This is a genomic window from Paenibacillus terrae, from assembly GCF_000943545.1.
GTDB lineage: Bacteria > Bacillota > Bacilli > Paenibacillales > Paenibacillaceae > Paenibacillus > Paenibacillus terrae_A.
This window is the reverse complement of record NZ_JTHP01000002.1, coordinates 165545-188269: the sequence shown is the minus strand read 5'-3', so window position 1 is coordinate 188269 and position 22725 is coordinate 165545. Positions and strand designations below refer to the sequence as shown.

The 22725-nt window shown below is 45.1% G+C and carries 20 protein-coding genes and 1 pseudogene; 11 read left to right on the top strand and 10 right to left on the bottom strand.

The window, feature by feature from the left end; translation table 11 throughout:
* Positions 1-164: 164 nt before the first annotated feature.
* Positions 165-3530, top strand: coding sequence for a pectinesterase family protein (locus QD47_RS02195; RefSeq protein WP_044644583.1), 3366 nt, complete (start codon positions 165-167; stop codon positions 3528-3530).
* 273 nt (positions 3531-3803) lie between these two features.
* Complete coding sequence (locus tag QD47_RS02190) at positions 3804-5021, top strand: macrolide family glycosyltransferase (RefSeq protein ID WP_044644582.1); 1218 nt, start codon at positions 3804-3806, stop codon at positions 5019-5021.
* Between the two features lie 175 nt (positions 5022-5196).
* Here QD47_RS02190 and QD47_RS02185 read toward each other — a convergent pair whose 3' ends face one another.
* Both QD47_RS02185 and QD47_RS02180 read right to left on the bottom strand, forming a co-directional pair.
* On the bottom strand, positions 5197-6423 hold the full coding sequence (locus tag QD47_RS02185; protein WP_044644614.1) for a sugar efflux transporter: 1227 nt from the start codon (positions 6421-6423) through the stop codon (positions 5197-5199).
* A 173-nt stretch (positions 6424-6596) separates the two neighbouring features.
* Positions 6597-7151 (bottom strand): helix-turn-helix domain-containing protein, encoded by a 555-nt coding sequence (locus tag QD47_RS02180; RefSeq protein WP_044644581.1) that lies wholly within the window; start codon positions 7149-7151, stop codon positions 6597-6599.
* 112 nt (positions 7152-7263) lie between these two features.
* On the opposite strand from QD47_RS02180, the gene QD47_RS02175 reads away from it, so the two are divergent.
* A complete protein-coding gene (locus tag QD47_RS02175; RefSeq protein ID WP_044644580.1) occupies positions 7264-7851 on the top strand; it encodes a LysE family transporter in 588 nt (195 codons plus the stop codon).
* Between the two features lie 110 nt (positions 7852-7961).
* Here QD47_RS02175 and QD47_RS02170 read toward each other — a convergent pair whose 3' ends face one another.
* Positions 7962-8348 (bottom strand): winged helix-turn-helix transcriptional regulator, encoded by a 387-nt coding sequence (locus QD47_RS02170; protein WP_044644579.1) that lies wholly within the window; start codon positions 8346-8348, stop codon positions 7962-7964.
* A gap of 164 nt (positions 8349-8512) precedes the next feature.
* Here QD47_RS02170 and QD47_RS02165 point away from each other — a divergent pair, with 164 nt between their 5' ends.
* Positions 8513-9073, top strand: coding sequence for an NAD(P)H oxidoreductase (locus tag QD47_RS02165; RefSeq protein WP_044644578.1), 561 nt, complete (start codon positions 8513-8515; stop codon positions 9071-9073).
* An 88-nt stretch (positions 9074-9161) separates the two neighbouring features.
* Here QD47_RS02165 and QD47_RS02160 read toward each other — a convergent pair whose 3' ends face one another.
* From QD47_RS02160 to QD47_RS02145, 4 genes are all read right to left on the bottom strand, one after another.
* Positions 9162-10412 carry an ABC transporter permease gene (locus QD47_RS02160; RefSeq protein ID WP_044644577.1) on the bottom strand — a complete coding sequence of 417 codons (1251 nt, stop codon included), beginning with the start codon at positions 10410-10412 and terminating at the stop codon, positions 9162-9164.
* Positions 10396-11715 (bottom strand): HlyD family secretion protein, encoded by a 1320-nt coding sequence (locus QD47_RS02155; RefSeq protein ID WP_044644576.1) that lies wholly within the window; start codon positions 11713-11715, stop codon positions 10396-10398. The genes QD47_RS02160 and QD47_RS02155 overlap by 17 nt, the downstream gene beginning before the upstream one ends.
* Positions 11716-12076: 361 nt before the next feature.
* Positions 12077-12622 carry a MarR family winged helix-turn-helix transcriptional regulator gene (locus tag QD47_RS02150; protein WP_044644575.1) on the bottom strand — a complete coding sequence of 182 codons (546 nt, stop codon included), beginning with the start codon at positions 12620-12622 and terminating at the stop codon, positions 12077-12079.
* A gap of 118 nt (positions 12623-12740) precedes the next feature.
* Complete coding sequence (locus tag QD47_RS02145) at positions 12741-13901, bottom strand: MFS transporter (protein ID WP_044644574.1); 1161 nt, start codon at positions 13899-13901, stop codon at positions 12741-12743.
* A 117-nt stretch (positions 13902-14018) separates the two neighbouring features.
* On the opposite strand from QD47_RS02145, the gene QD47_RS02140 reads away from it, so the two are divergent.
* Together QD47_RS02140 and QD47_RS02135 are read left to right on the top strand one after the other, a co-directional pair.
* On the top strand, positions 14019-14894 hold the full coding sequence (locus tag QD47_RS02140; protein WP_044644573.1) for a LysR substrate-binding domain-containing protein: 876 nt from the start codon (positions 14019-14021) through the stop codon (positions 14892-14894).
* 22 nt (positions 14895-14916) lie between these two features.
* A complete protein-coding gene (locus QD47_RS02135; protein ID WP_044644572.1) occupies positions 14917-16092 on the top strand; it encodes an alanyl-tRNA editing protein in 1176 nt (391 codons plus the stop codon).
* Between the two features lie 7 nt (positions 16093-16099).
* Here the strand turns inward: QD47_RS02135 and QD47_RS02130 are convergent, their stop codons facing one another.
* The gene (locus tag QD47_RS02130) at positions 16100-16804 is read right to left on the bottom strand and encodes a YoaK family protein (protein ID WP_044644571.1); all 705 of its coding nucleotides are present in this window, start codon (positions 16802-16804) and stop codon (positions 16100-16102) included.
* 115 nt (positions 16805-16919) lie between these two features.
* Here QD47_RS02130 and QD47_RS02125 point away from each other — a divergent pair, with 115 nt between their 5' ends.
* On the top strand, positions 16920-17987 hold the full coding sequence (locus QD47_RS02125) for a DUF1835 domain-containing protein (RefSeq protein WP_052646708.1): 1068 nt from the start codon (positions 16920-16922) through the stop codon (positions 17985-17987).
* Between the two features lie 35 nt (positions 17988-18022).
* On the opposite strand, the gene QD47_RS02120 is transcribed toward QD47_RS02125, so the two are convergent.
* Entirely contained in the window at positions 18023-18535 is a 513-nt protein-coding gene (locus QD47_RS02120; RefSeq protein ID WP_044644570.1) for a DJ-1/PfpI family protein, read from the bottom strand.
* Between QD47_RS02120 and QD47_RS30440 the strand changes: the two are divergent.
* Positions 18531-18641: pseudogene (locus tag QD47_RS30440) on the top strand (winged helix-turn-helix transcriptional regulator); the annotation flags it as partial. The gene QD47_RS02120 and the pseudogene QD47_RS30440 sit on opposite strands and share 5 nt — an antisense overlap.
* Before the next feature lie 128 nt (positions 18642-18769).
* Here the strand turns inward: QD47_RS30440 and QD47_RS02115 are convergent.
* Positions 18770-19102, bottom strand: coding sequence for a winged helix-turn-helix transcriptional regulator (locus tag QD47_RS02115; protein ID WP_044644569.1), 333 nt, complete (start codon positions 19100-19102; stop codon positions 18770-18772).
* Positions 19103-19453: 351 nt separating this feature from the next.
* On the opposite strand from QD47_RS02115, the gene QD47_RS02110 reads away from it, so the two are divergent.
* The 3 genes from QD47_RS02110 to ribD are packed head-to-tail and all read left to right on the top strand — an operon-like array spanning position 19454 to position 22451.
* Entirely contained in the window at positions 19454-20557 is a 1104-nt protein-coding gene (locus QD47_RS02110) for an FAD-dependent monooxygenase (RefSeq protein ID WP_044644568.1), read from the top strand.
* Positions 20558-20589: 32 nt separating this feature from the next.
* Positions 20590-21354: a GTP cyclohydrolase II gene (locus QD47_RS02105; protein WP_044644567.1), complete on the top strand. Its 765-nt coding sequence runs from the start codon at positions 20590-20592 to the stop codon at positions 21352-21354.
* Positions 21351-22451, top strand: coding sequence for a bifunctional diaminohydroxyphosphoribosylaminopyrimidine deaminase/5-amino-6-(5-phosphoribosylamino)uracil reductase RibD (gene ribD / locus QD47_RS02100; RefSeq protein ID WP_044644566.1), 1101 nt, complete (start codon positions 21351-21353; stop codon positions 22449-22451). Before QD47_RS02105 ends, ribD begins: the two co-directional genes overlap by 4 nt.
* Positions 22452-22725 lie beyond the last annotated feature (274 nt).

Genomic DNA, 22725 nt, shown 5'->3' with positions numbered 1-22725 from the left:
CCAACGGTAAAAGCAGAAAAGATGGATGAACCAAGCAGTTGCGAGTAGAAATGTGAACAGTTTATTACAACAAGAAAGTTGGAGAATTCGTCTGTTCGCCAAGGAAAGGAGGTGAAAAACACTGCTGGCTGGTTTGAAAGAAAATTTGAGGGGAGGAAATAGATTTGAACAAGCAGCGTACATGGAAAAAGGTGTTATGTAATGTGGTTGTGGGTTCATTGCTGTTGACCTTATGTCCGCCACTGATCCAAGCGGAAGCTGGTGTGGGGAGTCAGGCGGTGGTTGGGACAGAGATGGCAAAGGTGGCAAAAGTCGCGACGGATATTCCGGCGTTCCCGGGTGCTGAGGGTGGCGGTAAATATGTTACTGGCGGGCGTGGAGGGGAAGTATACGAGGTTACCACGCTGGCGGACTACGGCAAAGATGAACAGACCATACCTGGTTCGCTTCGTGCAGCGGTCAGTTCCGGTAACCGGACGGTCGTTTTTCGGGTTGGTGGAACTATTCATCTCAAGGAGTCGCTCAAAATCAAGGGGAGTAACCTGACGATTGCTGGTCAGACAGCCCCTGGCGACGGAATTACTGTAAGCGATTACACGACCGGGATTGATGCGGATAATGTGATTCTTCGTTACCTGCGTTTCCGATTGACTGACCGGTACCCCAGTGAGGATGACGCGTTAGGAGCCAGATACCATAAAAACATTATGATTGATCACTGTTCCTTTAGCTGGTCGGTGGATGAGGTGCTGAGCCTGTATGACAACGTAAATACGACCGTACAGTGGTCCATTGCCTCCGAGAGTATGCTTATGACTACACATCAAAAGGGGCGCCATGGCTACGGCGGCATTTGGGGCGGACGCAACGCCACCTATCATCATAATTTGTTGGCTCACAATGCAAGCCGTAATCCGCGTTTTCCAACGGATAAAAGAGAAATTGACGCAGTGGAAATGACCAATAATGTAATTTATAACTGGGGATTTTTCTCTTCATACGGCGGTGGTGAAGGATCGTATAATGTGCTGAATAACTATTATAAGTATGGTCCCAACACCTATCGGGATGTTCGCAGTCAAATCTTTGTAGACGTGGGTAGTAAAAAATATAAAACACGCATGTTCATTGGCGGTAACTACATGTACGGCAACGAATCGGTTACCCAAGATAACTGGCAGCTTGGAACATCCATTGGGTCGATTATTGACCCTTCCACCCGGCTGGCGGAGCCGATTGAAGTAAGAGGGGAGTACGACAATGGAATTTCCCCCGATGCGTATGGTCCCTACCAAGCGACAGATGCACAGACAGCATATGCAGAGGTGCTTGCAGGCTCGGGAGCCACGCTGCCAAGAAGAGATGCAGTGGACGCCCGTATTATGAATGACGTGAAGAATGGAACGGGTGCGTTTATCAACTCCTCGCGTGAGGCAGGATGGATTTACGATGATCATAACGTAATCACGACGAAGCTTGTCGACAGCGATCACGATGGAATGCCCGATGAATGGGAAAGTGCCAACGGGCTGGACCCCTATAATGCGGACGACCGTAACGGTCAGACGCTTGCCGGCTCAGGGGTGTATGCTCATTTTGCCAAGGGCTACACGAATCTGGAGGTCTATTTAAATGATCTGATCGTGAAGCTGTCCGATGGAAATGAGGTAGATAATCCGGAGGCCGTCGTTCAGGTGTCTGACGAAAGCGGCCGTTCATTGAAGCATAACGATATTTTGGAGGCAGGCCGTAATGCCAGATTAATAGCTACGGCCAAGGACAAAGATGGTATTGCGCATGTTGAATTTATCATTGACGGTGAACTTGCTGGTAAGGTAGAAACCGCGCCGTATCGTCTGGATTGGAACCAGGTAACGGACGGTACCCATTATATTGTTTCACGGGTGACCGACCGCAAGTGGACTGCTACATTTTCCAATCCTGTTGCCATTCATGTCAACACGACTGCACCGTCGGGAAGCTGGCTGAGTGAAGACATTGGCTCTGAGGGCCTCAGCGGTTATATCAAAGGGCATACTCAAGTATTAAAGGATGACGAGAGCGGCAGCAGTATACGACTGAAAGCGGCGGGAGACGTTGACGGCAAGGCTGATTTTTTCCATTATGCTTATCAGAAATGGGAGGGAGACACCGAGATTACAGCCCGCGTGGAGAAGATTACCCCGGTGGATGATCATGCCGAAGCGGGGGTCATGATTCGTGAATCCCTGAAGCCTGGATCGAAAATGGCTTATATGGCTTTAGCATTTGTTAAATATGGTAAACAGGGTATTCTCATCAGTCGTAATCAAACGGATGGTAACACAAATCAAGCGTCCATGAAGACATTTATTACAACGCCATATTCGGTCCGTCTTGTGCGACAAGGGCAAAAGCTAACCGGATGGATATCCGTAGATGGTGTGACGAACTGGGAGAAAGTTGGTGAAACGGTTATGGATTTGCCGGATAATCAACCGCTATTGTTCGGGCTAGCTACCGATGCATCCAAACAACAAAACGATGTATGGAATTACAATACGTCGGAATTCAGCAATGTTACGATCCGCAAGCTGGCAGAAACAGCAGCAGCTCCCGCTAAAACAGAACCATATGCTGCTGCCCGGGAGGTGAATAGCGTTGTTGTAGCGACCTATGGCCCTGCCAGCTTTACATCTCTACAGGCAGCTATTGATGCAGTCCCTGACAACAGCAACACCAGGACAGTTATTCGCCTCAAAAATGGTACCTATCGTGAAAAAATAAAAGTGAATTCCTCCAAAAAAAATCTGAGCATTATTGGAGAGGATAGGGAGAAAACGATTATCTCCTTTAACGATACGGCCAAAACTGTGGTGGACGGAAAAGAATTAGGAACAAGCAACAGCTATACAATGCGTGTGCAAAGTCCAGATTTTATACTGGAGAATGTGACGGTTGCGAATACAGAAGGGACCGGGCAGGTGCAGGCCGTGGCGTTATATGCGGAAGGTGATCGTGGACAGTATCGCAATGTCAAAATTACAGGACTACAGGATACATTGCTTGTGAATCGTGGCAGACAGTATTTTAAGGACAGCTATATCAGCGGCAGCGTTGATTTTATTTTTGGTAATTCACCTGCCGTATTTGAAAATTCGGTGATACACAGCTTGCGTGCCGGATATGTAACAGCAGCTTCAACTGAAGAGAATATGCCGGGCTTGGTATTTATTCAATGTCGTCTGACAGCCGAAAATGGGTTGACAGGCAAGGTAGATCTTGGACGGCCATGGCGCCCTTACGCCCATGTTGCTTATCTAAAATCTTACATGGATAACCATATCAAGCCGGGCGGCTGGAACAATTGGGGAAAGGTATCCAATGAGCAGACCGCAAGATTCGTAGAGTTTGATAATGATGGACCAGGTGCAGCGAGTGCCGGACGTGTACCTTGGGCCAAGCAGCTTACTGCTGACGAAGCCAGTCAGTACACTGTTAAAGCCGTTCTGGGCGGGGCAGATCATTGGAATCCACAGTTGAATAAATAAATCAGCTTCTTCAAAGGTGAAGTTCAATAGAAAAGCGGGGTATGCGCTTCAAGCGTTTACCTCGCCTATTGATGTGGTTTGCAAGCAATTTTGAATTCGGAAAATACATAACTTTAAAATTGAATACATTTGTTTTTATGGAAAATATTCGATATATTAAGTGTGAGATGTATTTTTTAATAGAAAAAAACTACATCTTGTATGTTGTTTGTAGTTCATCATGAAAATACACCCATTTATTTCTAATAAATTTATTATGTCGGAGGTGTAGGGATGGCACGTGTGTTGGTAGTGATCACGCCTGCTGAAGGCCATGTTAATCCGTCATTAGGATTAGTTAAGCAGCTGGTCGACAGTGGTGAGGAAGTGGATTATGTATGTACGGAGGAATTTCGTACGAGAATTCAGCCAACGGGAGCAAAACTGATAACCTATCCTTTTGTTGATGATGCTTTTTCCAAAGACGCTGATTTAAAGCCAGCGGAGTACAAACATCATTATCAATTTGTGTACATGATGGTTAAAGGTATGATTCAGCCAATTATTCCAGAGGTTTTGAGAGTTATAGAGAACAGGACCTATGATTATTTAATCTATGACTCTTTGATGGGCTGGGGAGGTAAGATTATAGCAGAGAAGCTGGGAATACCTGCAATATGCTCTATTGCTTCTTTTGCTTTCGTAGAACCTTTGGGGTCTGGCCAAGGCATGGATGAAAATGATCCAGAGGTAAAAAAGCTGTATACGGCCACGATGAAAGTAACGCATCAATTAGCTAATGAGCTTCAGGTTGCCATCCCGGCTATGGATGAGATCGCTCCACATGCCGGGCGCTTGAAAATTGTTTATACAAGCCGTTATTTTCAACCGCAAGCTGAAAAGTTGGATAACAGTTATATTTTTACAGGTCCTTCTATTGTACCACGTAAAGATGCGCCCTCTTTCCCGTTCGAACAACTTCGTGCTCTGCATCCACAGACGGTTTACATCTCAATGGGAACCATTTTGAATAAAGACCTGGAGTTTTATAAGCTTTGCTTTGCAGCATTTCACGATTTACCTGTGCAGTTTGTACTTTCATCAGGCAAATATACAGATATGGAGCTATTGGCCGATTGTATCCCTGACAATTTTATTGTCAAGCCCTATATTCCACAACTGGAAATGCTGCAGCATGTAGACGCATTTATTACACATGCGGGGATGAACAGCACAAGCGAAGCCTTGTATTACAATGTACCTCTGGTTATGGTTCCCATGACATCAGACCAGCCTATCGTGGCCAATCGGGTGCAAGAGCTGGGAGCGGGTATTGCTGTGAATAAAAATGAGCTTTCACCCGCGAGTTTAAAAGCTGCCTTATTAGAGGTTTTGAATCATTCAACCTATAAACAGCAGGCCCATGTGATTGGCGAATCATTACGTCAGGCTGGCAGGTATAGACATGCGGCAGATACAATTATGAGCCATTTCTCCACAATAGAAAAATAATATGACAGTAAAGAAATCATTTTTATTCAGGGGAGACTATAGCGAATCATCCATTAAGCTAGTGGGGCACAGATCGCTCCATAAAACAGCGGCAGTTTGGGCTTTATTTTTTCGTCCAAGGTTGCCGCTGCTTCTTTTAATGAGGTCCAGTCTACTACTTTTCAATGAAACGGTTCTATAGACTGTGTTCCTTTTGTTTTAAAGCAACCGTTTTTGCAATATCTAATTTTTTTGATATCGCTAGAAGGCAGATGGAGCAGAGGATCAGGAACAAACATACCCAATAGGAGTTCCGATAGCCAATCCATTGAGCGGTTAATCCACCCGCTAAGCTGCCTACCAGTCTTCCGATGGTTGTCGCATTGGAATACAGCGTCGATGCATAACCAGGAAGAGAAGGCAACAAATCCTGCATGTAACTGATGCCAATGGCCGATATCACTGCAACAAAGAAGGCCAGAAGAAGCTGCCCCACTAATAACTGCCACATTTCTGTAGACATAATGACGAGAAGGTAATAGGCAACCCCTGTTAAAGAACCCAGAAATACAAGCAGGCGGTTGGAATATTTAGCGGCAAATACACCTAACATGATCATTAAAGGTATTTCCAATATTGCACAAATGCTGGATACTAAAGCAACGTCATTCGTGTCCCCTTTTAAGTTGTGAATGATAAACAAGGAAATATTTAAACTGTTCATCCAGTGTGCCACATAGAGCAAAGTGAGAACTGAGAACGGTATTAGAATCTCAATATTTTTATGCAATGTAATGTTATGAAGTGAAAGTTGAGCCTTACTTTTGAGTTGAGCAGGGGGCTGCTTAATAAAACAGAATAGTATAACTGCGATAAGTACAAAAATGGAGGTCGTACCCATAAAGATACCTTGAAAACCCGTATGTGCAATCAAGAAGGAGCCCAATAGAGGCCCAGTGATAAACCCAAGAGAAAACATAGAACGAAGTGTTGAATTGGCAAAGGCATGATCAGCTGATTTACTGCGATCTACCGCTTCACGTGCACTAGCAAATAACTGCGGCATTCCAGGTGCTCCCACTGCTGTGAAGATAGTCATATATACAAAAAGTACATAAAAATTTTGAATGACAAGATATCCTGCAAATGCTACGGCATTAAATAACATACAAATAACCAAAATTTGTTTACGATCCAATCCAGTATCAGAACGCTTGGCAATCAGAGAGCTTATCCATATACCACAAATCAAGGTCACAGCTGTAAAAACACCAAAGGTTCCAACAGATACGCCAAGTGTAGTTGTAAAATATACAGCTAAAAAAGGTGCGCTGATCGATATGGCCATACCTTGCAATAACATACAGGTCATGAATAGCGGGTAGTTAGGGATAACGAAAAGATTTTTAATACGCATTATCATACCCATTTTACACTCCTTCAGATTTAGTAAAAAATAAACCATTATTTTACATTAATAGTATTTGGTATATATATCAGTATGTTCATTATACTTGTTCCAAAGCGATACGGGAACACTGGTCTGAAGTTGCAAAAACCGAGAGGCAAAGCCCGGTTCTTATAGAACGGAGCTTTTTAAATTGGATAGTATATGACCATACTTAACCGAGTTAATGTTTCACCTGAATTATGATAGGTATGGGGTCTGTCCGCTTTGAATCGGATGGAATCCCCACTACTTACTGTATATTCGATGTCATTTACACGGACAGTTAATTCTCCATCAAAAACAGTCAAGAACTCCTCCGTTCCCTCTCCGTGAGAATCAGCACTTAGGAAGCCCTTTTGTTCTATCTCGATTGAATAAACTTCAAAGCGTCTATTATCTTCGAAGGGGAAGTGGGGATAGACTCGATATTTTCCGTTGTCTTCCGTTAATATTTGAATTTCACTTCCTAAAATCACTTTTGTATCTGGCTGCGGATTGTTTATTAATGAAGAAAAAGAAATTTTTAATCCATTCGCTATTTTCCAAATCGTTGTAATCGTAGGACTGGATTCGCCTCTTTCAATTTGACCGATCATCGTTTTACTTACTCCCGTGAGTTCTGCGACCCTTTCAAGACTTAATTTCTTATTCTCTCTAAAGGCTTTTAAGTTTTTGGCAATGATCAGATTGATCGTCTCCATAAATACCTCCTATACCCGTGTACAATATAACGTCTGTATTGTACAATAAAACGTAAAACGTTATATTGTTCTTTTTGGACATTATAGCATACATTAAAGAGGGGGTTCCAAAGTGCCTTTATTATCGTTTTTGTTATATGTTTTTGTTACCAGCTTTACGCCAGGCCCCAATAACATTATGGCTATGCTCTTTGCTAATAAATTCGGGCTTAAAAAGACAATTCGATTTTGTTCAGGAGTAGGTGCAGGTTTCTTTGTAATCATGTTATTGAGTAGTTATTTTAATCTTTTACTTGAAAATTTCATTCCCAAAATTCAATTTGTGATGACGATCCTGGGTGCAGCCTATATGCTATATCTGGCTGTAAAAATAATTATGAGTAAAGATAGTGGTAAAGATAATGATGAGGGCAAGAATAACAGTTTTCTAACAGGTATGCTTTTACAATTTATCAATCCGAAAGGAATTTTATATGGTATCACTGCTATATCAACCTTCATCCTTCCATATCACCATTCAAATTTCAGCTTGATATTGTATTCGTTATTTCTAGCTTTTGTTGGTTTTATGAGTACATTCTGTTGGAGTGTGTTTGGCTCCGTTTTTCAAAAGTTCTTATCAAAATATAGAAGTCAGTTTAATATAATAATGGCTTTGTTATTAGTGTATAGTGCAGTTTCGATTCTTGTAGATATTTGACTCCATACAAGTAACACAAACAGTCCAATGGAAGAAAATCTTCATTAGGACTGTTTTGTATTTTTGCGGACAGCAGATGAAGCGATGGCGAAAAGGCTGTTCAGTCTGCTTTACTTTTTTTCTACACAAGGCTCTTCCACAGAAAATTCCTCCAGCACCGTTGTTTTATCACCATAAACCCTGTCTAAGTGTTCTTCCCCCCATAAGCAAAAACGATCAAGCAGATCTTTAAAATCCCATCCGTATTCACTAAGCTCATACTCTACTTTGGGTGGAACCTGGTTATAGATAATGCGGTGGATGATCTCGTCCTTTTCCAGCTCTCTAAGCTGTTGGGTAAGCACTTTTTGGGTGATTTTTGGAATGAGCTGACGGAGTTCATATGTACGTTTTCTGCCGTTGGTTAAATGATACAGGATGGTGGCTTTCCATTTCCCGCCGATGACCTCCAAGGTCGCTTCAATACCGTGCATATATGTTTTGGCGTTATCTTTCATTTGTTTTTCTCCCCTCGGATCTGTAGTGCAAAAAAAGCACTAAGGAACCTTAAAGTACCTACGGTACATTGAAGTGCGTACTTCACACTTTCATATATATCAACCATAATAGCATCTGTAGACAGGGTACACCAATCACGAGGAGAAAGAAGGTTACGGATAACATGAAAGTTCTATTGGTCGTTACGCATCCTAGAGAAGATTCACTTACCCTTGCAGCCATGAATCGTTTTGTAGAGGGATTGAAGGAGAATAAGCACGAGGTAGATATTTTGGACTTGTATCGGGATGGGTTTAATCCGGTATATAGCGCGGCAGATGAGCTGGATTGGAATACGCCTCATAAACAATATGCTCCTGAAACACGGAGAGAGATGGACAGAATTGCTGCTGCGGATGCTCTGGTCTTTGTGTTTCCTCTATGGTGGTACAGTGTTCCTTCCATGCTAAAAGGGTACCTGGATAAAGTGTGGAACATAGGTTTACTTGAGGAGTTCAAGACAAAACAGGTCTTGTGGCTGTGCTTGGCGGGAGGAACGAAAGAACATTTGATCAAGTATGAATACCACGATATAGTTACTAATTATTTGAACAAAGTGATTGCTGTTTACGCGAGAGTAAGAGAGTCCAGAGTTGAGTTCTTCTACGATACCTTGTCCGAATCGAAAGAATACATTGAAGGTCTGCTGGAGCACGCCTATCAATTAGGTCGAGCATATAAGTAAACTTGAAAGAGCTATCCCAAAGCACCTTCAAAACCACTTTTATAGTGATTTCAAAGGTGCTTTTTATTTAAGTATGAACTGGGGATAGCTACCCTTTTATTGGCTCGTGTATAGGCACTGTAGCTCCTCCTTGAACAGAGATCCCGCCGCCAGGCGTGCTAGTTGGACCAGCGGAATGAGCTGCCCCCATTCCAGGAGCATCGCCTGTAGCATTTTTGGCCAGCTTTTGCTTTTCCCACAGCGCTCTGGCTATAACCAGCATGGAGAGTACACCGACATATAGTAACAGTGATCCAAGTTCGGGAAGCATTTCTTGTAAAGGCGCACCACGCAGTCCCATCGAGCGCACGAATTTGTACAGCCATGCAAATGGAAAGAAATCACCGATTTGGATCGCTAAAGACGGAAATAACGATCTTGAAAGAACGGCTCCCGAGAGCACAAAAGCAGGCATGAGTACAATAACCATTCTGCCGATGGCTACTCCCGGATGTGCGGCCCCCCATGCTACCAGAATATTGAGACAAACTGTACCGAATACATACAGAACAACCGGAATGATAAAGAGAACCGGATTGGCCTCGAAACGACTGCCCCCAAACATTTTAAGTACTCCGAGAGAGAAGATTAAACCTGCCGTCGAAAACAGCGTGTAAGGAAGAATACGCAGCAATATATTGAACGGATTTTGAAGTTCTGCAGCCAGCCTTCGGGAAACCCTTAGTCTGGCGATCAGAGGCAAGCTGTTAATATTAAGCATCATAAAAGAGAACATACAGGTAAATGCAAGCACTGATGTATTCTGATAATCATTGGTTGGATTAAAGAGAGAACGTACTTCCAGAGCAATACCATTAAGGGCTCCCTGGGCCTGTTCCGCGTTCATTCCGGTTTTCATGATAGCTGGAACGGACAGTTCCATATTCTCGGATACGCTAATTTCCTGCATGGCCGTGCGGATCAAAGTAATAGATTGGACATTGGTGTTATCCAGAATCAGCCCCACACGACTGGAAAGGGAGCGATTGTGATTGGCCTCCAAACCCTTCGGCAGAGAAATAACAGCCAAATATTTCTCGTGATAAAAATATTGTTCAGGGTTGTCAGTGTATGAAACAACCTCAGCCACGTTCATATTAGGGGAGGCATCTATTTTCTGGATGAACTCACGGCTATAGGCTGTGTTATCCTGATCCACCACGACTACGCTAGCTTCGTTAATTTGGCTGCTTGGGAGTAGCAGTGAATATCCCAGCACTGCAATCAGCGGGAAAATGATAGCTATGATCGGATACTTGGAATGAACCAGGTACGTCCATTCATCACGAAGAGATTTCATCAGTATTCACCTCAACTGTCATACCCGGTAGCAAAGTAGACTCTTTTGGTACATATACACGTACTTGGAATGTAGCGGTATCCGCCTCACCTTTTTCACGAGACATTTTTACATTAGCGAATTGTGGTGCAGATGTAACATAGCGTACAGTACCTTGCAAATCCTTATTTAGAGCCGAGATGTGGGTTTTAACTTCTTTATTGGCTTTAAATTTCCCCACTTGATCTTCGTTCACGTAGAGATCGTAATATAACTCGTTGGTTTCTAAAGTAATAACGGGAGACCCTTGTCCCACATTTTCGCCCACTTTGGTACTGATAGCAGTGATCTTGCCATCCTGCGGTGCTTTCAACACCAGACGTTCTTTTTTGAGTAATAGCGTTTTAAGCTGGACTTCTTGGGTTTCCTTTTGTTGCTGTAGCAGATCAACGGCCAGCTTCTGATCTGCTAGCTGTTGACGACTTTGCTGAATGGTTTCCAGTTGTGTTTTGGAACGATCCACGGACAATTGGGCACCACGAATTTCTTCCGCTGCTTGTTTTACAGCAACAGATGCTTGTGTCGTTTGCTCTTTGGCTTGCATTCGTTCTTCCGCGGTTGCGCCATTGAGCAGCTTTTGCAGAGACTCTTGTTGCTGACTCAACTGATTTTTAGCTAAAGTCAATGATGAATCGGCATCATCCAATGCAGCTTTGGATACACTTCCTGCATCATATAGTGCTTTGTTACGATTATAGTTGGTTTGGTCCGTCTGAACGCTTTTGGTTGCGGAGGCTACTGCAATTCGCTGTTGCTGAATGTCCTCATGTCGAGCACCATCATTGACGTGCTTTTCCGCTGCCGTGGCTTGACGCTCAGCGGCTTCTGCCCGCTGTAATGCTGCCTGACTCTTGCTTTGAGTTACTTGAGATTGTGCAATATCGAGCTGTGCCTGCTTTTCCTGAGTTGCAGCTCGTGCATAACCTAAGTCAATTGATTTTTGCTGTTGGCTGATCTGTGTATTGAACTGGGCAATTTGCGTTCGTAGTTGTTCAATTTGCAAATCAACATCTTTGGCGTCCAGCGTCATAAGGATAGTACCTTTTTTTACGGGAGTCTCCTCTTTTACTGGAATGCTGAGGACTTTTCCGCCTACTTGTTCAAAGGATACATGAATGCTGTCCGAGTTCAGGGTTGTACCTTTAACAGATCGTGAAGCATTGACTTGGTCTTGTCCGTTGGTTTGAAGGAGAAAACCTCCGCCAATAAGACAGGCAATAGAAATTAGAGGAATGATGAGACTGGTGACTTGTGTGCGATTCATTGAGTAAATACGCTCCTTTAAGTTAATCAATTGGCTTGGCATGGAAATGAGCATTTTGCAACAATCCCAAGAGCGATTTCAAATCAGCAATATATAGATCGAAACGGTTTAGTTCGTCTATATATTGTACTTTCGAGCGTTGGAATCGAATGATGCAAAGTGCCTGACATAGAATAAATAATAGGGTATGTAGATATTATTTATTTTAAAATTAAAAAGTAACCCGGCTAACTAAAATTCAAATTTTAAAGTTATTATGGTTGAATCCATTTCATAATACCCTCAGTAGCTTTAATGAAGAGTACATATAGATCAAAATGGTTTAGTTTGTCTATATGTAGTATACATTTCGTTGGCTTAATCATTTATGAAATGGATTCAGTTTCGCTTTTTTATATATTTCTTGTGCTTGGGGAATGCCGAGTTCTATTTTTTGCAGCAACGTCAGCAATAACTCTTTTTCATCGTTGGATAGGTGGCTCATCAGCCTGGAGGTACTTGTAAAATGTACAGGCAGTAGCCGCTCCATCAATTCTGTCCCTTGGTCAGTCAGTTTGACGATACTCATACGGCGGTCAGAAGGGTGACTTTGTCTAATGACAAAACCATCGCGCTCTAGGCGGTCAATGAGTCCGGTAACGGTAGGTTTGCTTATTCCCACTTTCTCTGCAAGCTCTGTAGCCATCAGTCCTGTATTTGTGTTTCGGTACAAGAGAATCAATACTGAAAACTTCCCGTGTGAAATACCGAATTTCTCAAAGCCCTCAAAACTGACTTTAAAAGTACTGGAGGATACGCGCATAAAGAAAAGCATGGCTTCTGTGGCTCTGATATCAATCTCAGGAATACGCATAGAAAATTCTTGAAGTGCTTCACGAGTGGGCAAATCCCGTAAATCAAAATCCATAGGGTTCTCCTTTCGACTGGAATTTATTACAATTCGAAATTTTGTTAGCTGGCTAATCATAATATAATAATATTTAAATTACAAGCTAAATTTTGATGAGGTTCTTTGTTTACGGAGTTTATAAATTCTTATCGGAAAGCGAAAGTTTATCTTTGTCCCCTATTTTTAAGCCTACCAAAATCATCGTACATATGATCATAGCCAGTATGAACAAGGTTGGCACAAACGTTTGAAACAGGTCGAAGCTCAGTCCGATCAAGGCAGGTCCCAGAGAGCCTAGCAAATATCCTCCAAATTGCATCAGGGCAGACCATGAGGTAGCTTCTTCTGTATGCGCTGCTTCTTCGATTGGAATAAGTAGCGCTAAAGGAAACAGTCCACCAGCTCCAATGCCCAGGAAAATAGCAGCTACCCAAGGAGAAGAGTGTATCATCAGCAGGACAATGCCGATCAATTCAGATAAGCCACATAGAAGCAGCCATGTTGTTCTGTTTCCTGATTTACCGGCAAGAAGAGGGATGAAGAAGCTTACCGGGATTTGAATCAAGGTAAATAGGGTAAGCACCATACCGGCTTGAGCATGGTCTACACCCGCAGCTTGCGCGATGGAGGCCAACCAAGCAGTCACAGCGTAAAAAATACCCGCCATACAGCCAAAAAATAAAGTAAATAAATATACCCGTTTATTCCTGATCGAGAAAGATGAAAACCGCAGGTTTTTTGTTGAAGCTTCTCTTTTTTGGAGCAGGGGGAGAAGGAGTAACACAGCGGGAACCGCTAAAATGCTCCAGAAGCTTAGAGCGTGCTGCCAAGAGTCCATTTGCCGGAAAAGTGGGACAGAAAAGCTGGATGCAACGGCTGCTCCGATTACCATGGAAACGGAATAAAGCCCGGTTAACCCTGGTTTCTCGGGAAAATATTTTTTGATAAACCCCGCAACCAAGGGGCCTGCGATTCCGATACCTATTCCAGAGAATATAGCGGTGGCGAGCAGGAAGGAAGTATGATGAACGAACATGCGCAGGAACGTGGCTATGAGGATCAACAGCATGGCTGCAAGCAAAGATCTTTCAACGCCTAAGCGATGCTGGAGCCAGATAGATGACAGAGAGAAGAGGCCCATACAAAAAATAGGCAGCGCCGTGATTAAACTGGCGGTCACCCCGCTTAATCCCAAATGAGCTTGAATGATATCCAGTAAAGGCCCGACGGAAGTAATAGAGGGTCTTAAATTTAAGGAGATAAAAAATATAATCAGGATGAGATAAACCAAACGCATACGAAACACCTCTTTTCTTTAACGTTGAACTCATTGTAGATTTCGCTCTATAATAGATCAATACTATTTATTCTATATAAACAATAGTTATATACTATGATTCGGAGGCGAGATTCCATGGAAATTCGGCAATTGCAATATTTTCTCCGATTGTGCAAAGAGCTGCATTTTTCCGAGGCTGCCTACAAGCTGGGGATTTCGCAACCTACGCTGAGTCAGCAAATACGGGTATTAGAGGATGAGGTGGGAGTCCCTTTGTTCGACCGTATTGGCAAGAAAACCGTAAAGACGGAAGCAGGCGAGCTTCTGGAGCACTACGCTTCACAAGTCATTCAGCAATTGGAAAATGCAAAAAACGCCATATCTGATCTGACCCATCTCCATACCGGTCATTTGCGTGTTGCGGTTCTGCCCTCTGACCTGGATTATCGACTGACTCCTATACTGATCAGCTTTCACAAGGAGTTTCCTCATACGAAGGTTCAGGTCATTCCCTCGATTGATATTTACAATGAAGTGCTCGATAATAAAGTGGATATTGGAGTAGGCTTGGGGATTCATTCGGATCACCGTTTGCACCGCATCCCTTTTTATACGGAAACGCACAGCTTGTATGTAAATACAGAACATGATTTAGCAGACAAAGATATAATTGTATCAGAAGACTTGGCAAAAGTTCCTTTAGTGATGTTTCCCAAAGGATTTGTCGGGCGTGACCTGGTGGATCGTTGGTGTGAAGATCAAGGCATTTTGATCCATCCTTTGATGGAAACAGGATCAGCCACGTCCCTGTTTCAACTGGTGAAAGAAGGCATAGGAGCTACGATTCAGCCGAGCCAACTGATTGAAAGCTTCGGGTCACTGGGGATTCGCGCAATTCCGATCAAGCATGCACCTACCCGACATTTGGAAATGTTTTATCGTGTAGATAAATATGTAAGTCCAGCCGCAAAAGCCTTTATTCAAAAAATGGAGACGTTTTTTAAAAATTGAAATCCAAAGTGAGGAACCTTGAATGACGACAAAACTATACTACTCTTCTCCGACCCTTACGGAGTGGGAGACTCATATTACACGCAGCATGGAAAGAGACGGCGGATATTTTGTTATGCTGGAGGAAACGGCTTTTTATCCGCATGGAGGGGGTCAGCCATGTGATACGGGAACGATTCAGGGCGTTCCGGTGGTGGATGTTTTTCTGGAAGAGGGCGATATTTGGCATCAGGTCGAACGTTTGCCAGAGGCTGAGAAGGTAGCTTGTACGTTGGATTGGGAGCGCAGATTTGATCATATGCAGCAGCATAGTGGACAGCATTTGCTGTCGGCGATTTGTCGGGAGCTGCTGGGAGCGCGGACGGAAAGCTTTCATCTGGGACAAGAGTACGCCACAATTGATGTAAACTGTTCTGAACTGACACCTGCGCAGTTATCCGCCATCGAGCAGGAAGTGAATCGGCAAATCTATAGTAACCGCAGCATCCAAAGTTATTTTGTAACGAATGAGCAATTGAAGGACATCCCACTTGTGAAAATGCCAAAAGTAACGGAGAATATCCGCATTGTCGAGATTGAAGGTATTGAATACAATGCTTGCGGCGGTACACATGTCGGCCGAACCGGGGAAATTGGAATGATCAAATGTCTGAAATGGGAGAAGCAAAAGGGGCTGGCGAGAATCCATTTTAAATGCGGCGTTCGCGCGCTTCAGGATTTTAACGAAAGTCTTCAGATTCTGGACGTGCTGTCTGCGAGGTTTAATACCGGGCGCAAGGATATTTTGACCCGCTTTGAAAAGTGGGAGCAGGAGCACAAGCAGCTCAAGGCGCAAGTGGACATCCTGCAAGAAGAAAATACCTCGTATCAGGCAGCAGAGCTGCTTTCTGCTGTTCAGGGGCAGGTTCTGGCTCATATTTTTGAACAAAAAACCTTTCAGGAAGTACAGCAAATGGCTGCCAAGCTGACATCTGAACATGATTTACTTGTATTATTAGCCACAACAGCAGAAAACAAAATCATTCTGACGCATAACGGCACACAGCATGTTGCCTGCGGAGCATACTTTAAAGAGCATCTGGGCGCGTTTCAGGGTAAGGGTGGCGGCAGCAACCAATCGGCTCAGGCAGCATTCTCGTCCCGTGAAGACCTTTTGAACTTTTTTGAAACCGCCCAGCGGCAGTTTATTCAGGGCTAATGCAGGATTAGTGGCTCAGGGGTAGCTTCCACTTATGTTCTTTTTCCGTAAATAAAATAAAAGAAAAAATGAGTGCCACGACAGCGCCCCAGATGGCTTTATCCCCAATAGCCAACGTCAAAAATCCTCCCAGAAAAGCCCCGACCAGAAAGGTGATCAGGATGACACCGTAACGCATGGCACGAATGGCAGCATTCGTGTCCTTGGTCGTAATGGCGATATACACCGCCTCTGTGGCAGATCTGAGGTTCCCCGTGCTGACGGTGGAGGTGTACGGCGCATCAATGAGCTTGCGGAAGGAAGTCATTTGTACAGAAGCGACGAACGAGACGATCACCGTCACCACCGTATTGGGAACCCCCTGCGGAATCAGACCCACGATGAAAAAAATGAAAATTTCCAGCAGTAGAATGGCACGGGCCCAGTCGGGTGTCAGGCGGTGGATGGATTTTCTCTTAATCCCCTCGGCTACAAAAACACCCAGTGAAAAGGCGATCAGGGGCGGGATATGGGCTAACGCCTGACCCCAGTTTCCCTGAATGGCTTTGACAGCCAGCAGTACGATATTGCCTGTCTGTGCATTGGCGAACACGCCATCTCTTCCGACAAACGTGTATGTGTCCAGAAACCCCCCTACTAAAGAAAGTAAGGCGCCCAGTCGTAACGATTCGGACGTTACTTGATGTAAATGGATTTTGCCTTTCATATTCACGGCAGAAGCCTCCTATGCTACAACGTCGATTCCTCTAACATAGCACGACTATTCCGATTCGACAATTCCATTGGACACTGCGGCACGAAAAACAGGTGTAAAAGGAGAAAAAGTCATGGAGAATAAAGGATTTGTGGAGGCAATTCGCAGCATGACTGCGGGCGAACAAAGATTATGGCTGATAGACATCATACAAGTGACAGAAGCTGTGAAACGGAACGAAGCTTCTAAAGATGATTTGTATGAGCAAGTGTCAGAGTTATATGATTACTTGCTTGAGACTCAAAACAGACGCTCATGGTGGGAGCCTGACGAGGGTGGCACGCAGGTGCATATCGTGATTGGCGATTCTTTTGCAGGGAGTATGAAAATAGCACTCAAACAACTGGGATGGGAAGATACGCATCGGGTTATTTCTTTTCGGGATAACTATGCCATCGGCCCATTGTGGCAGCTTCAGCAGGAAATGGGGCGTAGGCAACGGCGGGAATGGTTTAGAGATCATATTTATGATGAGCATGATGAGGATGCTGAAAGGGATGATTTTCTGTTGCTGGAGCAGTTTGCTGCTATTCCAGCACAGGCGGACATTACGATCTGGACGGGGAGCAATGCCCCTGAGCAGGTGGGGCTTCGTTTGAGCATGTACCTGCTGAGGAATATGTCTAACGATATTCGGATTAAAAATGCGGCAGATGCTTGCAGCCGCGTATTTAAACGTCCGGATGCTACAGGCTTAAGATCAGGCGAGATACCTGCCGACAAACTACAAGCTATTCTAAGTCGAGAGGACAAGGGTATTTCTTTAACACCAGGAGAAAGAGAACGAATGGCGGAAGAATGGTGTGAGCTGGCGATGAAGCCTGAGGTGCTACGTATATGGAAAGATGGAAGCATCGTTAATGTAGAAGAAAACTATTATGATGCCTATATTTTGAGTAAGGTGGATAAGCTGCACAAGCAGCAAGCACAGCCTGATTTTATCAAATCGGCAAGAGTGATCGGAGAAGCTATGGGACACCTGGATCAGCAGATGGGAGATGAATTTTTCGAATATCGGCTTCGAGCCCTGATTTATGAGGGAATGCTGGAAATCAAAGGCGTTCCAGGAGCTATGAGACGTTATAGTATTAGAAAGAAAGCATCTCCAAGTCCAATAAAAAAAGGGCCTGAAAATGCTTGATCGTATTACCTGTTCTGTGGGGGCTCGGCTCAAACCTATTGCAAGGCTTGAACGAGGGCTTCGCCAAATTTCTGTGCGCCGTCTGGACCATCAGCAGTGATGATGTCGCTATGGGCAACCACATGCTGAGTCACATATTCGACTTGATACGTCTGGAGCTGATCCTTTTGCACATCCACCGGATAGCATGCAGCCGCTCTGCCGGAGAGCAGCCCGGTTTGGGCCACGGCTACAGAGCCAGCACAGATGCCGGACAACAGAATCTTTTGCTCATGCGTTTGTTTTAGCAGGGATTGGAGATCCGCGTTGTTCCACAGATGATCATTCGTGCCCGATCCGCCGATTACAGCGACCACGTCATAATCAGTAGGGACAGCGTCTGTGAAAACCAGATTCGCGGTCGCTTTACCGTTGTAGTCACCGATAATTTCACCTGTTTTGGTACTAGCCAGCGTAACGGTAACGCCTGCTTGCTCCAGCGCTTCCTTCGGTTTAAACAATTCATCTTCATTAAAGCGTTCCGGGGGTATAATAAAAAGAGCCTTTATGACCGAGCTGGGGATGACGATTTTACCGATTGTCGAGATGATGTATGATTGGGGAAAAAAGCGGGTTCAGTCCATTCGCGGGGAAATGCAACGCGGCGATATATAAGTAAATCATAGGGCAATCCGTCATATGAAAAATAGAACGCCTTGCGTCATGAGTACGAATTGTACTTGGAGCAAAGGCGTTCTTTGGCATGTTAGCAGTCTGAGTCCGTGTCGGTTTAACTCAGGTTATTACTGCTCAATTGCTGGCAAAACTTCAACCCAGCGGGTAGCCCAAGTGCCGATATGATCAAACAATGGAGCTAGATCGCGTCCCTTATCCGTAAGGGAGTATTCGATCCGAACAGGCTTTTCGGGATAGACCATACGTAGTATAATGCCTTCTTCCTCAAGCTCTTTCAAGCGATCGGAAAGGACCTTCCCGCTTAAATTGGGAATTGAATTCTCAATAGCGACGAAACGTTGCGGACCGTTAGTTAGCTGAAATACAATTAACACCGTCCAACGCTTGCTCAGTAACTCCATAGCTTTTTCAAACCGTGGGCACATTTGCGGTATGTTCATGTGATCACCTCATGCTCCTATTATTAACGATCTACTGTTAAAAGTAAATGATTTTACTTTACATAAATTTATTACTTGACGAAATCGAATGATATAAATATACTTTGTTACATAAAGTAACTTGCTGGATTCGATACGGACGTATATATAGTATTTTGCATCATTCGATTCCCAACGCTCGAAAGTACAATAGATAGACGAACTAAACCGCTTCGATCTATATATTGCTGATTTGAAATCGCTCTTGGGACTGTTGCAAAATGCTTAAAATTTGATATTATAACGATGCAATTAAATTGACAGGAACGGACTAATTGTTGAGGTCATGGTTTAGGTGCAGGGGGAAGTCAGATGAAGCTGGAATGTGAAGTGTGCGTAGTTGGAGGGGGACCAGCCGGGGCCTTGTTATCCTGTTTGTTGGCGGAGCAAGGTGTTTCGACGATATTGGTTGAGCGGCAGAGCGTGGCGGGAAAGGCTTTTCGCGGCGAAATTTTAAATGATGAGGGTCAGCAAGTGATCCAAAAGCATAAGCTGCTCGAACAAATTCATGAGGACTACATCCTCGCTTCGACGAGAATCGAATATTGGGAGCATCAGCAGCAGGTGAAGACGATTGAGCCAGCGGTCGGTAATGTAGGGGTCCATATTCCACAGCCTCATTTTTTGGACGCTTTGCTCAAGCAGGCGGCTACGTATGAGTCCTTTCGTTATTTGGCGGGCACGACAGTGACTGCGCTGGAAGGCGATAGCGAGCAGGGCTACACAGGCTTGATCGCTTGCGATAAGAACGGCGATGAGGTTACGATTCGCAGCTCTGTTATTGTCGGGGCAGATGGTCGCTATTCGACCGTGTGCAAGCTGGCGCAGATGCCAGTGACGAATATCAGACACGGCTATGATCTGCTGTGGGCCAAAATTATGGCACCTGCCGGATGGGAGCCTGTCACACGTCTGGCATTGGTCAACGGGCGGCAGTTGTCTTTATTTTCGCAGGCTGAGGGCTATATTCAAATTGGCTGGAACGTAGATGAAGGCAGCTTTCCTGCCTTGTTTAAGCAGTCGTTTGAACCGTTCATACAGCTGTTGGCAGATGCATTTCCCGATCTGGAGCATAACGTGCATGATCACATTCGTTCGTGGAAGGACTTCGTACCGTTGGATATTTTCAGCAGCCGCAGTGATACGTGGTCGCGGAACGGACTGGTCCTCATTGGAGATGCGGCGCATACCATGACACCTACCGGAGCTTTTGGCTTGAACGCAGCCTTGAAGGATGCCGATGTACTGGCGAGTGAGCTTCTTCGTTTGCGTCAGGAGGGTGGATATACTGCAGCGGGCCTAAAGGCGTTCGAAGACGGGCGGCGGCAGACTGTCACAGAGCTTCAGGAACGACAGCTTACGATGGAATCCACGTTTCATGAACATTTTTTACAAGCGGAAAATCAAATTATATAGAAGTAAGCTTATATAAAGGATGGTGCAGAGAGATGAACCAAAAAGACGTAGCTACGCTACTTAATGATAAAATTCAAACGATTCGCGGGGAGCAATCTTCGACGATTTTGGTAGGGCCGATTAAGCTGCCAGTCAATTTGGAAGGGGAAACGGTTGTTTTTCAATGGTATTGCTGGTTGCCTGTACGGGATGAGGAAGATCGTCAGGACTTGATGAATGCCACCGCTGACACGATTGTGAAGCGTTTGTCCACACTGAATTTGGCAGAGGGGCAACAATCGAGCGTACTGGTGTACGGCGATCTTCAACAGTCGGAAAATGCGCTTGTTCGTATGCATAGCATTTGCCATACTGGAGATATTTTTGGTAGCAAGCGTTGTGATTGCGGATTTCAGCTTCACCAGTCCATGAAAATGATTGTTGAGCACGGAACGGGTGCGTTGTTCTATCTGGCAAACCATGAGGGCCGCGGGATCGGCTTGTTCAGCAAAGCGATGGCTTACATTTTGCAGGAGGAAGGCATGGATACCGTTGAAGCCAACCACCAATTGGGCTTTGAAGATGATACTCGCGATTATGCGGATGCGATTAGTGTGCTCCGTCATCTGAGACAAAAACCGGTAACCTTAATTACAAATAACCCTAAAAAGCTGGAGGCTTTGAAGCAATCCGGTATGAATGTGGCAGGACGTATGCCGCTGTGGGGCGATGTGTCGCAATATAATGAACGCTATTTGAATACGAAGGTGGAACGGTCCGGCCATTTGCGGGATTTCGATTTCAGGGAGGTTCTATGACCACTCACGAGAAATATATGCGCCTGGCGCTGGAAAATGCCAAAAGTGCCAAGGGACAAACAGAACCGAATCCGCTCGTCGGCTCGGTCATTGTGAACAACGGTCGCATCGTCGGGATCGGCGCTCATCTGAAGCCCGGCGAGCCACATGCCGAGATTCATGCTTTGCGTATGGCGGGTGAACATGCTCAGGGAGCGACGATTTATGTGACGCTGGAGCCGTGTTCCCACCATGGACGGACAGGCCCGTGCGCGGAAGCGATTGTGAAGGCTGGCATTCGTCGGGTCGTTATTGCAGCGCTGGATCCGAACCCGCTGGTTTCGGGCAGAGGGGTACAAATCTTGAAGGATGCGGGCATTGAGGTCATCACTGGGGTATGTGAGCAGGAATCTGCCCGCATGAATGAAGTGTTTAACCAATATATCGTGAGCAAGCGTCCTTTTATCACGATCAAATCAGCGGTGACGCTGGATGGTAAAATCGCCACCCGGACCTCGGAAAGCAAATGGATTACGTCCGAAGTGGCACGGGAAGATGTGCATCGCCTTCGTAACGAGCATGTAGGGATACTGGTCGGTGTACAGACAGTCATTCACGATAATCCGCAGCTTACTACTCGTCTGCCGGAAGGCCGGAATCCGATTCGCATCATTCTGGACAGCACGCTACGTATTCCTTTGGATGCACGTGTTATTAAAGATGGTGAGGCACCTACCTGGATATTTACAGGACGTGCTTATGATGAAGACAAGCGGAATCAGCTGGAACAGTTGGGTGTAAAGGTGTATCCGACACAGGATGAAAACAGTGATCGGGTCAACCTGCCGCAAATGCTGGATATTTTGGGCGCAGCGGAGGTATCTTCGGTGTTCGTGGAGGGCGGGGCCGAGGTGAACGCTTCGTTCGTGCAGCAAGGACTGGCTGACAAGCTGGTACTGTACATTGCGCCAAAGCTGGTTGGAGGGCGTGGAGCACCGGGCTTTCTCGGGGGAGAAGGGGTGTCCGCCATGAGCGATGCAGTAGCGTTACAAGATTTGAGCGTAACGCAGGTCGGCGTGGACTGGAAGATAGAAGGGTATTTTGGGCGGGAAAAATGAGTGGGGTTGTGGGTGGGAGAGAGGCTCCGCGAAGGGGTTGATCTTCCGATCGCTGTTGCAGCGGGATTCTTCGGATTGTATAAGACATGTAGAGGTAAGAATCCCACTGCAAAGGCGAACGCTCACGCTCCTCCAGATTCAACCCCTCCGCTCCGCTACTACCCGCCACAAAGCAACTCATTTTTCCGAAATGTGGGTGGAGTATGGGAAGGGCGAAAAGATTTAAAGACTTCGAAGATTGAGGATCTGAAGGGCTAAAAAGCCTGGAGGATTC

Excerpts from the sequence above, each read along its gene's own strand:
- QD47_RS02155 (WP_044644576.1), bottom strand. The coding sequence starts at position 11,715 with ATGAATCGCACACAAGTCACCAGTCTCATCATTCCTCTAATTTCTATT.
- QD47_RS02170 (WP_044644579.1), bottom strand. The coding sequence starts at position 8,348 with ATGAAAGATAACGCCAAAACATATATGCACGGTATTGAAGCGACCTTG.
- QD47_RS02180 (WP_044644581.1), bottom strand. The coding sequence starts at position 7,151 with ATGGAGACGATCAATCTGATCATTGCCAAAAACTTAAAAGCCTTTAGA.
- QD47_RS02165 (WP_044644578.1), top strand. The coding sequence starts at position 8,513 with ATGAAAGTTCTATTGGTCGTTACGCATCCTAGAGAAGATTCACTTACC.
- QD47_RS02125 (WP_052646708.1), top strand. The coding sequence starts at position 16,920 with ATGGAGAATAAAGGATTTGTGGAGGCAATTCGCAGCATGACTGCGGGC.
- ribD (WP_044644566.1), top strand. The coding sequence starts at position 21,351 with ATGACCACTCACGAGAAATATATGCGCCTGGCGCTGGAAAATGCCAAA.
- QD47_RS02135 (WP_044644572.1), top strand. The coding sequence starts at position 14,917 with ATGACGACAAAACTATACTACTCTTCTCCGACCCTTACGGAGTGGGAG.
- QD47_RS02145 (WP_044644574.1), bottom strand. The coding sequence starts at position 13,901 with ATGCGTTTGGTTTATCTCATCCTGATTATATTTTTTATCTCCTTAAAT.
- QD47_RS02110 (WP_044644568.1), top strand. The coding sequence starts at position 19,454 with ATGAAGCTGGAATGTGAAGTGTGCGTAGTTGGAGGGGGACCAGCCGGG.
- QD47_RS02160 (WP_044644577.1), bottom strand. The coding sequence starts at position 10,412 with ATGAAATCTCTTCGTGATGAATGGACGTACCTGGTTCATTCCAAGTAT.
- QD47_RS02140 (WP_044644573.1), top strand. The coding sequence starts at position 14,019 with ATGGAAATTCGGCAATTGCAATATTTTCTCCGATTGTGCAAAGAGCTG.
- QD47_RS02105 (WP_044644567.1), top strand. The coding sequence starts at position 20,590 with ATGAACCAAAAAGACGTAGCTACGCTACTTAATGATAAAATTCAAACG.
- QD47_RS02150 (WP_044644575.1), bottom strand. The coding sequence starts at position 12,622 with ATGGATTTTGATTTACGGGATTTGCCCACTCGTGAAGCACTTCAAGAA.
- QD47_RS02115 (WP_044644569.1), bottom strand. The coding sequence starts at position 19,102 with ATGAACATACCGCAAATGTGCCCACGGTTTGAAAAAGCTATGGAGTTA.
- QD47_RS02185 (WP_044644614.1), bottom strand. The coding sequence starts at position 6,423 with ATGATAATGCGTATTAAAAATCTTTTCGTTATCCCTAACTACCCGCTA.
- QD47_RS02190 (WP_044644582.1), top strand. The coding sequence starts at position 3,804 with ATGGCACGTGTGTTGGTAGTGATCACGCCTGCTGAAGGCCATGTTAAT.